Consider the following 12,532-nt stretch of genomic DNA (forward strand, 5'->3'; position numbering starts at 1 on the left):
CGTCCGCCGCTGAATCTCGGCAGGTCTGGCGCTGCGTCCGCCCCTGCGCCGCACGCACCGCTGAACCTTGGCAGACCCGGCGGCGCACCGCCTGTGCCGCCTGTACCGACTGCTGTGCCGCCCGTGCAGCCGCCGACTGCGCCGAAGAAGGTCGAGCTAAAGAAGGGACAGAAGGTCAGCCTCGTCAAGGGCGGCGGCGGACTCGGCGAGATCGCCATCAACCTCAACTGGCATCAGCAGCCGCAGACGAAGAAGCAGGGGCTTCTCGCCTCCATTTTCGGCGGCGGGGGAGGAGCGGGCGGCATCGACCTCGATCTCGGCTGCCTCTACGAGCTTCAAGACGGCGAGATCGGCTGCGTGCAGGCGCTCGGCAATGACTTCGGCAGCCTTTCGCGCCGCCCCTGGATCGCGCTCGACGGCGACGACCGCACGGGCAGCAACGCGGCCGGCGAGACGCTTCGCGTCAACGGCAAGATGGCATCGAAGATCAAGCGCATCCTCGTCTACACGTTCATCTACGAGGGCGTCGCCAACTGGCAGCAGGCGGACGGCGTCGTGACCGTCAAGTGCCCGGGCAGCCCCGACATCATCGTGCGCATGGACGAGTACGGCTCGTCGAAGGCGATGTGCGCGATCGCCATGCTCGAAAATATCAACGACACTTTCAGCGTCGAGAAGCTCGTGCATTTCTTCAGCGGACATAAGAGCATGGACAAGGCTTATCACTGGGGTCTGCGCTGGGAGCCGGGCAGCAAGGACTGAGCGTGCAGGATTTTGCTGCGGGCAGCCGCTTTGCTTCGACGGAAGGCGCTGGGCGTATGAAAGAAATTTTCATCAAAGCCATGAAGGGAAAAGGCGGCGGCAGGGCGAATTCTTTTAAATAAGGGAAACTGTTTTCATGGAGCGGCGCTCGCAGAGCGGCTGCTCCGCATGAGATATTCTTATCGCAAGGAGAAATCAAGGAGGCAGGCATATGGGCGTGAATCTGCAAAAAGGACAGAAGGTAAACTTGAAGAAGTCGGACGGTCAGGCGCTCTCGCGCATCCGCATCGGACTCGGCTGGGATCCCGTCGAGCAGAAGAAAGGCGGGCTTTTCGGCTCGATATTCGGCGGCTCTGCACCCGACATCGACTGCGATGCGAGCGTGATCGTCTGCAAGGGCGGCCGCCTCTCGGGGAAGAAGGACGTCGTCTACTTCGGCAACCTCAAGCATCCGTCTGGTGCGATCGTCCATACGGGCGATAACCTCACGGGAGAGGGCGAGGGCGACGACGAGCAGATCCTCGTCGATCTTACCGCTGTGCCCGCAGACTATGACAAGCTCGTCTTCGTCGTCAACATCTACGACTGCGAGTCGAGAAAGCAGGACTTCGGCATGATCGCGAACGCCTTCATCCGTATATGCGACGAGCGAACGGGCGAGGAGTTCTGCCGCTATAACCTCTCGGAGAGCTACGCGGGCATGACGGCGATGATCTTCGGCGAGATCTACCGCTATAACGGCGAGTGGAAGTTCAATGCCATCGGGCAGGGCACGAAGGACAAGGGACTGAACGAGCTGGCGCGGCGCTATCAGTAAGACATCATGCCCTTGCGGCTTGATATAGGGAACGGTTCGTTTGTTCCCATGAAGCGGCACGATATGTGCCTGGACAGGAAAATCGCCCGTTCTGCCGCGCTTTTTGGCCGTGCGGCTGCAGGCGGCTTCCGCATGTACGCATAAGGAGGAATCTTCATGGCAATCAGTTTGAAAAAGGGACAGAAAGTTGATCTGACGAAGGGCAATCCGGGTCTCTCGAAGCTCCTGATCGGCCTCGGCTGGGACACGAACAAGTACGACGGCGGCTCTGACTTCGACCTCGACGCCTCGGCGTTCCTTCTCGGGCCGAACGAGAAGGTCACGAGCGATGCGGATTTCGTTTTCTATGGCAACCTCAAGCACGCATCGGGTGCCGTCGAGCATACGGGCGACAACCTCACGGGCGAGGGCGAGGGCGACGATGAGCAGATCAAGGTCGATCTCTCGAAGGTGCCGGCTTCCATCGACAAGATCGATTTCACGGTCACGATCTATGAGGCCGAGGAGCGCAAGCAGAACTTCGGCCAGGTGTCGAACGCCTTCATCCGCGTCGTCAACGAGGCGACGGGCGAGGAACTCATTCGCTTCGACCTCGGCGAGGACTTCTCCATCGAGACGGCGGTCGTCGTCGGCAGGCTCTACCGCCAGGGTGCGGAGTGGAAATTCAACGCCATCGGTGCGGGCTACAGCGGCGGCCTCGGTGCACTCGGCAAGGCTTACGGCGTCAACGTATAAGCACATTCTTTTGTTGGGCAAGCCTTTCCCCTCGGGGAAGGCGAGAGAAGGGGGCTGTGCATAAGTCTCTCGGACTCGTGCACAGCTTCTTCCATCGAAAGGGGTGCGATGATGGAATACAAGATCTTATATCCTGAAGCTTTTCCCGTGGTCGAGTGCTCGCTGCGTCACGGCGAGGCGATCAAGGCGGAATCCGATGCGATGATCGCGATGGATGCGACGGTCGACGTCGAGGGCAAGATGGAGGGCGGCGTGCTCGGCGGCATCATGCGCCGCGTCTTCACGGGCGAGAGCTTCTTCCTGCAGCGTCTCGTCGCCTCGCGCGGTGCGGGCAAGGTGCTCTTCGGGCATCCGCTGCCCGGCGGCATCATGGACGTTGCCTTGGACGGCTCCTACGGCATGATCGTGCAGAAGGGCGGCTTCCTCGCGGCGGAGGAGACGGTCAACATCGACTCGAAGATGCAGGGACTCATGCAGGGATTCTTCTCGCAGGAGGGCTTCTTCCTCTTGAAGCTCACGGGCAAGGGCATTGCCTTCTTGAGCAGCTACGGCGTCATTCACGTGCTGAACCTCGAAGCGGGCGAGGAGGTCATCGTGGACAATGGCCACCTCGTCGCATGGCCCGATTACATGAACTACAAGATCGAAAAGGCGTCGAACGGCTGGATTTCGAGCGTCATGTCGGGCGAATGCCTCGTGTGCCGCTTCCGCGGGCCCGGCCCCGTGCTCATCCAGACGAGGAATCCGGCGGGTTTCGAGACGTGGATTCAGGAGATCGTGAGAAAGGGAGGAAAATGACATGGCGGTGAATCTTTCCAAAGGACAGCGCGTGAGTCTTGACAAGGGCATGACGATGGCGCTCGTCGGCCTCGGCTGGGACGTCAACCAGTACGATGGCGGCGCGGACTTCGACCTCGACGCCTCGGCGTTCCTCTTGGGCGCGAACGGCAAGGTGCGAAAGGACGAGGACTTCATCTTCTACGGCAACCTCGACAGTCAGGACGGCTCGGTGCATCATACGGGCGACAACCTCACGGGCGAGGGCGAGGGTGACGACGAGGTTCTGACGATCGACTTTACGAAAGTGCCGCCCGACGTCGACAAGATCGCCATCACCGTGACGATTTACGAGGCGCAGGTGCGCAAGCAGAACTTCGGACAGGTGTCGAACGCCTACGTGCGCGTCGCGCGCATGGCGAACGCGCAGGATATGCAGGGCACGGAGGTTCTGCGCTTCGATCTCATGGAGGAGTTCTCCGTCGAGACGGCGCTCGTCGTCTGCGAGATCTATCGGCACAACGGCGAATGGAAGTTCAACGCGGTCGGCGCGGGCTATCAGGGCGGCTTGGAAGCCCTTTGCCGCGCGTACGGCGTGAATGTCTGACAAAGCACTGGAAAAAAACGGGAGGCCTTGCGCCTCCCGTTTTTGGGGTGTTCTTTTCGGCAATTTCCGGGCGCGGCTCTGAAGTGGAGTTCCGAGCCGCGTGCGGGAGTCTGCCGAAATCCGACGCAGGAGGCGGATGCGATGGAAAGGGAACAGGCGAGGGGAGAAAGTGCAATGAGCACGGCGAACGGCTCCTTGGCGGCGCTGCCGAAGTTCATCGACCTCGGCGCGTTTGCGCCCGAGTGCGAGAACAGCTTCGCCGTCGCCGCATCGCCTGAGGCAGAGGTGCGCGTGACGGCGGAGATCGCGGATGCACGCGTTTCTCCCGAGGTCTTGCCGGCGGGGGCGGGCGGCTTCCTTCTGACGCTTCCCGCGATGCGCGCCGGCTCGGTCGTCTACGGCGCTCTCACCATGCGCTCGGCGAGCGAGGAGCGGCGCATATTCATCGCGGGCGAGGCGCGTGCGGGTGCGCCGGAAAGACGCGCGAGAAGCCCCGAACCGCCGCTTCCTCAGCTCGTGCGCGGCGAGCGGCTGCGGCTCGCAGGAAGCGAGAAGCTCGCCTTCCGCTACGAGGACGAGGGGCGCGAGCCGGGCGTCGAGGTCGACGCCTACGTGTTCCGCCTCTATGCGGGCGGGCGCGTTCATGGCGACGAGGATTTGATCTTCTTCGGCAACGCGCGCGCGGACGATGGCAGCATCGAAGTGAATACGGTGGGCAATGTCGGTGCGAGTGTCGACGTCGCCAATGCGAGTGTCGACGTCGCCAAGGTCGGCGCGGCCGTCGAGCGTCTCGTCCTGTGCTTCTCAGTCTACGATGATGGCACGGGCAAGGATTTCTCGCATGTGCGTGCGCCGCGCCTGACGCTCGCGGAGGACGGCGTGCCGAAGTACAGCTTTTATCTCGACGGCCTGCGGCGCGAGAAGACGGTGAACGCGGCGGAGATTTACCGCCATCGCGGCGCATGGAAGCTCAAGCTCGTCGGCGCAGGCTACGAGGCGGGACTCGCGAGACTCTGCGAGGACTACGGACTCAGCGTGGAATAGAGAGGGGCACGGATTAGCCGTGATTCCTGAATATGGAGGTTTACCATGAATGGAAGATAGGGAAATCTTGCAGTACAAGGTGGGCGGGCTTCTCTACATGCCCGCCTACCAAGAGAACATCGTGAAGAAGATTCGTCGGCAGAAAAATGAGCATCTGACGGCCATCTGCTTCTGTCTGGAGGACGCGATCGGCGACATGGCGGTCGCCGATGCCGAGCGAGCCTTGCGCACGAATCTCGCGGAGCTCAAGGAGGTCTGCAAAGAGGAGGGGCGCGAGACGCCGCTGCTCTTCGTGCGCGTGCGCACCGCCGATCACATGGAGCACTTTCTCGACTTCGTGGGCGCGGCGGGCGACATTCTGACAGGCTACGTCCTGCCCAAGGTGAATCTCGGCAATGTAGAAGCCTACATGGAGCTGATGCGATCGGTCAATGACGGTGCGGCGAAGAAGCGCTACCTCATGCCCGTCCTCGAAAGTCCTTCCATCGCCGACATCAAGAGCCGCGCCGCCGTCCTCGGTGAGCTCAAGGCGATCTTCGACGCACACAGGGAATACGTGCTGAACATCCGCGTCGGCGGCAACGATTTCAGCAATCTCTACGGCGTGCGCCGCTCGATTGCGCACACGATCTACGAGGTCGGCGTCGTGCGCGACATCCTCATCGACATTCTGAACATCTTCGCGCGTGACTACATCGTCTCCGGCCCCGTCTGGAACTACTTCGGCGACGATCTTGCGGGCGCGTGGGCGGCGGGACTCAAGAGGGAGCTGGAACTCGACCGCTTGAACGGCTTCATCGGCAAGACGGTCATTCACCCCGCGCAGCTTCCTTTCGTCTTCGAGAGCCTGAAGGCGGAGCGCGCCGACTACGAGGATGCGAAGATGATCTGCGGTTGGCAGGACGAGAAGGCAGGCGTGAAGAAGAGCTGGGACGGCACGCGCATGAACGAGGTCAAGACGCATGCCAAGTGGGCAAAGCGCGTGCTGACGCTCGCGGAAATCTATGGCGTCAAGGATGATGGGGCGGCAGCCGCCGCCGAGAGCAAAAGGTAAGGGGAAGTCTTTATGCGTATATGGTTCAACCAATGGTTCAGCACGGCCTACCATCTGATCGAGCTGATGCGGGCGGGATCGCCCGGGAAGTTCACATTCGTCGGCTCAAGCGCCAATCCCAATGCGCTCTATCGTCTCGTTTCCGACGAGTGGTATACGGAGCCTGCGCTTCCCGTCTCCGAAGAGTATGTGGAGTATTGCCTGGAATTCTGCAAGGCGCATCATATCGACGTCTTCTTCCCGCGCCGCGCCCTGACGCTGCTCTCGCGCTATCGTGAGGAATTTCTCGCGGCGGGCACGAAGCTCGCCGTCGGCAGCGATTACAAGATCATGCGGCTCCTCGACGACAAGGCGGCGACGTACGCCTTCTTCGAGGCGCGTGACGCCTCCCTTGTGCCCGCGCATCTCATCGCCGGCACGTACGAGGAGTTCTGCGCCGCCTACGAGACGCTGCGACCGCACTGCCGGCGCGTCTGCTACAAGCTCACGAAGGACGAGGGAGCTGAGACCTTCCGCGTCATCGACGATACGCTTCTGCGCTCGGGCGACGTGCGCCGCAAGCCCGGCATGAAGCTCACGTGGGACATGGCGCGCACGGTCGTCCGGGGCTACGACTTTTCCGTCCCCTTCATGCTCATGCCGTACCTCGAAGGGCAGGAGATCAGCGTCGATTGCCTGCGAACGCCCGGCGAGGAGATCATCATCCCGCGCTTCAAGACGAACCACCGCTATTCGGAAGTCCGTTTCGATGAGGAGATCGTCGAGAAATGCCGCACGATGATGAACCTCCTGCAGATCGATGTGCCGATCAACATCCAATTCAAGGGCGACGGGGAGAAGTACTGCCTGTTGGAAATCAATCCGCGCATGTCGGGCGGCCTGCAGCTCTCGTGCCTCGCTACGGGCATCAACGTGCCCGATATCGCCGTCCATCAGCTTCTCGGCGAGGAAAAGACGTGGCAGTACCCCGATCGCCAAAAGATTTATCGCGTGGCAAATCTTGAGACGCCGAAGCGGCTCAAGGCGTGAGGTGAGCGCGATGAAGTACACGGCAGACGCAGTGCTGCGCGTGGCGAGGCGACACAGGAATGAAAAGCGCGGCTATCTGCTCGTCAACCCGCTGCAGGGCAAGCACATGCCCGTCGCGCCGCACGAAGCGCTCGACCTCATGGAAGCGCTCGGCGAGAAGGTCAAGGCAGCCGCGCCGGCGGCAAGGCTCGTCATCGGCTTCGCTGAGACGGCGACCGCCATCGGCGCCGTCGTCGCGAAGTCGCTCGCGGATGCGTGCCTCTACGTGCAGACGACGCGCGAGGAATTGCCGTCCGGCGTGCGCACGATCGAGTTTTTGGAGGAGCACAGCCATGCGCCCGAGCAGCGACTCGCCGTCGATGCGCTCGAAGCGCAGCTCGCTGAGACGGATACGGTCGTCTTCGTCGACGACGAGATCTCGACGGGCAGGACGCTATGCAATATCATCGAGCAGATGAAGGAAAAGCTGCCCGCGCTCGGGGAGAAGAGGCTCGTCGCGGCGTCTGTCCTGAACCGCTTGACGGCGTCCGATCGCGAGCGGCTCTTGGCGTGCGGCGTCGAGTGCGTTGCGCTCGTAGAGCTTGCGCCCGAAGACTACGAGGTGCGTGCGGCGGCGTTTCAAACGCGCGGGGCGGCGGACTGCCGCGTGCCGTCGCGACATTATCCCTACCGCACGCTTGCGCTCGGCGAGCACGCGACGCCGCGCACGGGCGTCGCGATCGGCGACTATACGATCCTCTGGCAGGGCGCGGGACTCGTCCTCGCCGAGCGCATCGCCTGGGCGAAGCACGAGTCGATTCTCGTGCTCGGCACGGAGGAATGTATGCTGCCGGGTCTTATGGTCGGCAGGGTCTTGGAGAGAAAGGGCTGGGAGAACGTCTTCTTCCATGCGACGACGCGAAGCCCCATCGGCATCTCGGACGAGGCGGGCTATCCCATCGAAGCGGGCTGGCAGGTCAAGAGCTTCTACGGTGATGAGCGCGCGACGTATATCTACAATTTGCGGCCCTATCACCATGCTGTCATCGTTTCGGACACGGCGCATGAGGCGCACGCGGCGGTCGAGAGTATCGCCCGCGCCCTGCGCGAGAGCGGCTGCACGGACATCGTCTATCTGATGAGCCGCGACGAATGACGAGGAAGGAGCGGGCGATGTTCAGTACATACAAGAAGGACGACGTGACGATCCTTTTGAAAGACATCACGGGAAAGATCGACCCTCTGCCGACGGCAGAGAGGGAAAAGCTCATTCAGTCGGGCAGGCATTATTCGGAGATGCTGCCCTTGGAATACGAGCCGTCGGAAAAGTACTTGAAGGCGTACTTCGATGCGCTCTCGCGCTACGCGGAGATCACAGCTCATGCGGCGGCGAGTCTCGCCGAGAAAATTTATGAGGAGAAGGGTGCATCCGCCGCACTCGTCTCGCTCGCCCGCGCGGGTACGCCCATCGGCATTCTGCTCAAGCGCTATATCAAGAGGCGCTTTGGCGCGGACGTCGCACACTACACGATTTCCATCATTCGCGGCAGGGGCATCGACAAGAACGCCATGGCGTACATCCTCGCGCGTCACGCGCCCGAGGCTCTGCAGTTTGTCGACGGCTGGACGGGCAAGGGCGCGATCGCGCGCGAGCTGGCAAACGACGCGGCAGAGTTTCGCGGCGTGAGCGCGGGGCTTGCCGTTCTGTCCGATCCCGCCTATGTGGCGGAGAAGTGCGGCACGCACGAGGACTTCCTCATCGCGAATTCGTGCCTGAATTCGACGGTGTCGGGGCTTCTGAGCCGCACGGTGCTGCGTGATGATTTGATCGGCGAGGCGGACTTTCACGGCGCGGCCTTTTACGAAGGATTGCGCGATAAGGATCTGACGTATGACTTCATCGAGACGGTGGAAAGGCGCTTCCCCGAGGAAGCGCCGCTGGTGCGCGAGGAGGGCGCGGCGCATCGGTCGGGGCTCGCCGAGGTCGAGCGCATCGCGGGCGATTTTGGCATTCGCGACATCAATCTCGTGAAGCCCGGCATCGGTGAGGCGACGCGCGTGCTCCTGCGCCGCCTGCCGTGGAAACTTCTCGTCAAGAGCCGCACGGACGAAGCGCGGCTCGGTCATCTCTATCAACTGGCAAAGGAGAAAGGCGTCGAGGTCGTGGAGTACCCGCTGGAGAATTATCTCGCATGCGGACTCATACGCTCGCTCGCCGACAACTGAAATGAAAGACATCGTATTCGCTTCCGACCTCGACAACACGCTGCTCTACTCGCGCAGTCACAAGCGCGAGGGCGATATTTGCGTCGAGCATATCAAGGGCGAGGCGCACGGCTTCATGACGCCGCTCGCCGTCGAACGTCTACGCGAAGTCTCGCAAAAAGTGCGGCTGATTCCCGTCACGACGCGCTCCGTCGAGCAGTATCGGCGCATCGAGTGGCCCGAAGGCACAGCGCCCGAATACGCCGTGACGACGAACGGCGCAGTGCTCCTGCACGGCGGCGAGGTCGATGCCGCGTGGCGCGAGGCGCATGACGCTTTGATAGCCCATGCGCGAGAGGAGATCGCACGCTGTCACGCGCTCTATCTGGGCGATCGCGCGTTCATCCGCTGCCGCATCGTCGACGACGCGTACCTCTTCGTCTACTGCGCCGACGGCGTGGACGCGCAGGTACAGGCGGAAAAGTGCCAAAAGCGGACGAGTCTTCGCGTCGAGCCGTCGGGCAGGAAGATCTACTTCTTCCCGCCCAAGCTCACGAAGGGCGCGGCGCTCCGTGAGCTCTGCCGCCGCTTCTCGCCGCGTAAGGTCTACGCCGCCGGCGACACGGCGATTGACGCGCCGCTCCTCGCCGCAGCCGACTGCGCCTTCGCCGCCAAGACACTCGCGATGGAAGACGCCGCGCACATCCGACGGCACGAAGGCTGCGGCGTATTCGCCGAATGGCTGCTCGAAGAGCTTTTGCACGAGCTTGGCTGAAAGAAACTTGGCTGAACGAAGCAGCCTGCATATGGTATAATAGAAATAACAGGCGAAGGGAGCAAGTCCATGGCACAAGGCCGCCAATATCAAGACACGGTGTTCCGCGCATATATGAATGATGCCGACCGTTTGAGAGATGTCGCAGGGGCGCTTCATGGAAGAACATATGCAGCGGATGAAAAGATTCAGATTATGACCCTCGAAGGCACGTTCCTTTCGCAGTTGAAAAACGATATATCCTTTTTGATCGAGGGCTGCTATTTGATTCTTTTGGAGCATCAAAGCACTTGGAATCCAAACATGGCACTTCGTTGCTTATATTATATCTGTGAACAATTCCGCACGTTGGTGGAAGCGAAAAAGCTCTATCAAAGTGTGAAGATCAAGCTTCCAGCGCCAGAGTTTCATGTGTTTTACTTGGATGAAAACGATGTGCGGGAAAGTCATTTACTGAATCTTTCTGATGCGTATATGATAGAAAATGGAAAAGGTTTTTTGGAGCTGACGGTTCTCTGTCATAATATTGCCTATGATAGCGGGAAGAAGCTGCTGCAAAAAAGCCAGGCATTGCATGATTACAGTTTTTTCGTTGCCTGTGTCAAGAAAAATATCGCTCAAGGGGTGGAACGGGCGATCACCATCCGAACTGCCGTGCGCTATTGCCGTGAGAACGACATCATGAAAAACTTTCTGGAGTTACACGAAAGCGAGGTCATCGACATGGTCAATTTCGAGTGGAACCAAAAGGATTTTGAAGAAGCTGTTCGTGAGGAGGTTCGTGAGGAAGAGACATCAGCCTTCATTCTCGGTATGCTGAAAGAGAAGCTGCCGCTGGAAACGATAGCGCGGGTGTCGAAAATGTCGGTGGAGCGCATTCAGGAGCTTGGCCGCATGCACAGTCTGCTTTGACACGATAGAAAGGAGCATCGTATGCAGGGCATTGTGAAAAAGGGGCCGCGCCTGCAATTTCGCCAGGCGGAGGAGAAGGATCTCGACTACATCCTCGAAGTGGAATTTCGCCCCGAGAACGGCAAATTCGTCATTCCGTGGGAGCGCGAGGTGCATAGACAGACGCTCAACACTGAGGGCGCGATTCATCTCGTCATCGAGCGCATAGACACCTTGGAGCCGGTCGGATTCCTGATGATCGCGGGGCTCAATAATCCGTCGAAGGAGATCGAGTGGACGCGCATCATTCTCGACGAGAAGGGCGAGGGCTACGGGCATGAAACGCTCAAGCTCCTGAAGTCATGGGCGTTCGACGACCTTAAGTTCCATCGCGCTTGGCTCGACTGCAAGGACTACAACGCGCGTGCGCTGCATGTCTACGAGTCGGAAGGCCTCGTGCGCGAGGGACTGATCCGCGAGACGATCCTGACGGACGGCGTTTACGAAAATCTCGTGATCCTCGGCATCCTCGACCGCGAGTACTTCGCACGCAAGGAAAGGGGCGAAGAGCTTTGAAAAAGATCAAGCGCGTGTTCCTCATCGTGCTCGACAGCCTCGGCGTCGGCGCGGCGCCCGATGCCGCCGACTTCGGCGACGGTGCGTGCAATACGCTGCTGAGCCTCGTGCGTTCGGAAGGATTTTTTGCGCCGCACCTCGCCTCGCTCGGACTCTTCTCCGTCGACGGCATCAAGGACGCGGCGGAGGCAGCCGCGCTTCGCGTGACTGCGCCGCGCGGTTCGTTTGTACGCCTGCAGGAAAGCTCGCGCGGCAAGGACACGACGACGGGGCATTGGGAGCTGGCGGGCATCGTCGGCGAGCATCCGATGCCGACCTATCCCGAAGGCTTCCCGCCTGAGATCATCGCCGCGCTTGAGGCGAGCATTGGCAGGAAGCTCATCTGCAACAAGCCGTATTCGGGCACGCAGGTCATTCATGACTACGGGCGCGAGCACATCGAGACGGGCGCGATCATCGTCTACACGTCGGCGGACAGCGTGCTGCAGCTCGCGGCGCACGAGGGCGTCGTGCCGCGCGAGGAGCTTTATGAAGCGTGCCGCAAGGCGCGTGCCATCATGTGCGGCAAGCACGGCGTCGGCAGGGTCATCGCGCGTCCCTTCATCGGCGAGTATCCGAACTACGAGCGCACGGCCGGCCGGCACGACTTCTCGCTTGAGCCGCCGGCGACCGTGCTCGACGCCTTGAAGGATGCGGGATTCGCCTCCATCGGCGTCGGCAAGATCTCCGACATCTTTGCAGGGAAAGGGCTCACAAAGAGCCTTGGCACGAACGAGGACAATGCCGACGGCATGAAAAAGACGAGATCGCTCCTCGGCGAGGACTTCACGGGTCTCGCCTTCGTCAATCTCGTCGACTTCGATATGGTCTTCGGCCATCGCCGCGATACGGCAGGATATGCACGCGCCGTCATGGAGTTCGACGCATGGCTCGGTGGCTTCCTCACGGCGATGAAGGAGACGGACGTGCTCATGATCACGGCTGACCACGGCTGCGATCCCGGTGCGCCCGGCACCGACCACACGCGCGAATACGTGCCTCTCCTAGCCTATGGCGCGGCGGTACGCGCGGGCTGCGATCTCGGCACGCGCCCCGCATTCGCCGACGTCGGCGCGACCATCGCCGAGATCTTCGGCGTGGAGCTTGTGACGCGAGGGCGGAGCTTCTGGCATGAGATTGCCGCAGGCTGAAAGCCGCACGCGAAGGCTCACGTCCCTGCAACAAGTTTCATCGCATGTATCCCTTTACGACTTGCGTACATAGAGCCTGAACGCCTCGAAA

At 61.0% G+C, this 12,532-nt stretch carries 13 protein-coding genes and 1 pseudogene; all 14 read left to right on the forward strand.

Features of this window, described 5'->3' with window-relative positions:
* Positions 1-762: pseudogene (locus HMPREF1153_RS08620) on the forward strand (TerD family protein); the annotation flags it as partial.
* A 211-nt stretch (positions 763-973) separates the two neighbouring features.
* The gene (locus tag HMPREF1153_RS08625; protein ID WP_006192729.1) at positions 974-1,579 is read left to right on the forward strand and encodes a TerD family protein; all 606 of its coding nucleotides are present in this window, start codon (positions 974-976) and stop codon (positions 1,577-1,579) included.
* 156 nt (positions 1,580-1,735) lie between these two features.
* Positions 1,736-2,314 carry a TerD family protein gene (locus tag HMPREF1153_RS08630; protein ID WP_009646563.1) on the forward strand — a complete coding sequence of 193 codons (579 nt, stop codon included), beginning with the start codon at positions 1,736-1,738 and terminating at the stop codon, positions 2,312-2,314.
* A gap of 108 nt (positions 2,315-2,422) precedes the next feature.
* On the forward strand, positions 2,423-3,112 hold the full coding sequence (locus HMPREF1153_RS08635) for a TIGR00266 family protein (protein ID WP_009646634.1): 690 nt from the start codon (positions 2,423-2,425) through the stop codon (positions 3,110-3,112).
* 1 nt (position 3,113) lies between these two features.
* Entirely contained in the window at positions 3,114-3,698 is a 585-nt protein-coding gene (locus HMPREF1153_RS08640) for a TerD family protein (RefSeq protein ID WP_009646610.1), read from the forward strand.
* 42 nt (positions 3,699-3,740) lie between these two features.
* The gene (locus tag HMPREF1153_RS08645; RefSeq protein ID WP_232208258.1) at positions 3,741-4,742 is read left to right on the forward strand and encodes a TerD family protein; all 1,002 of its coding nucleotides are present in this window, start codon (positions 3,741-3,743) and stop codon (positions 4,740-4,742) included.
* A 49-nt stretch (positions 4,743-4,791) separates the two neighbouring features.
* Complete coding sequence (locus HMPREF1153_RS08650) at positions 4,792-5,796, forward strand: HpcH/HpaI aldolase/citrate lyase family protein (protein ID WP_009646650.1); 1,005 nt, start codon at positions 4,792-4,794, stop codon at positions 5,794-5,796.
* A 12-nt stretch (positions 5,797-5,808) separates the two neighbouring features.
* The gene (locus tag HMPREF1153_RS08655) at positions 5,809-6,825 is read left to right on the forward strand and encodes an ATP-grasp domain-containing protein (RefSeq protein WP_009646661.1); all 1,017 of its coding nucleotides are present in this window, start codon (positions 5,809-5,811) and stop codon (positions 6,823-6,825) included.
* Between the two features lie 10 nt (positions 6,826-6,835).
* Entirely contained in the window at positions 6,836-7,960 is a 1,125-nt protein-coding gene (locus HMPREF1153_RS08660; protein ID WP_009646572.1) for a phosphoribosyltransferase domain-containing protein, read from the forward strand.
* The gene (locus HMPREF1153_RS08665; RefSeq protein ID WP_232208259.1) at positions 7,957-9,030 is read left to right on the forward strand and encodes a cysteine protease StiP family protein; all 1,074 of its coding nucleotides are present in this window, start codon (positions 7,957-7,959) and stop codon (positions 9,028-9,030) included. The genes HMPREF1153_RS08660 and HMPREF1153_RS08665 overlap by 4 nt, the downstream gene beginning before the upstream one ends.
* 1 nt (position 9,031) lies before the next feature.
* Positions 9,032-9,784, forward strand: coding sequence for a haloacid dehalogenase (locus HMPREF1153_RS08670; RefSeq protein ID WP_009646667.1), 753 nt, complete (start codon positions 9,032-9,034; stop codon positions 9,782-9,784).
* Positions 9,785-9,853: 69 nt separating this feature from the next.
* On the forward strand, positions 9,854-10,696 hold the full coding sequence (locus tag HMPREF1153_RS08675) for a transposase (RefSeq protein WP_009646624.1): 843 nt from the start codon (positions 9,854-9,856) through the stop codon (positions 10,694-10,696).
* A 21-nt stretch (positions 10,697-10,717) separates the two neighbouring features.
* Positions 10,718-11,251 carry a GNAT family N-acetyltransferase gene (locus HMPREF1153_RS08680; RefSeq protein WP_009646664.1) on the forward strand — a complete coding sequence of 178 codons (534 nt, stop codon included), beginning with the start codon at positions 10,718-10,720 and terminating at the stop codon, positions 11,249-11,251.
* Positions 11,248-12,441: a phosphopentomutase gene (locus HMPREF1153_RS08685; protein WP_009646655.1), complete on the forward strand. Its 1,194-nt coding sequence runs from the start codon at positions 11,248-11,250 to the stop codon at positions 12,439-12,441. The genes HMPREF1153_RS08680 and HMPREF1153_RS08685 overlap by 4 nt, the downstream gene beginning before the upstream one ends.
* Positions 12,442-12,532: the final 91 nt, after the last annotated feature.

Origin of the sequence: Selenomonas sp. CM52 (assembly GCF_000292955.1) — a bacterium.
Classification (GTDB): Bacteria; Bacillota; Negativicutes; order Selenomonadales; family Selenomonadaceae; genus Selenomonas.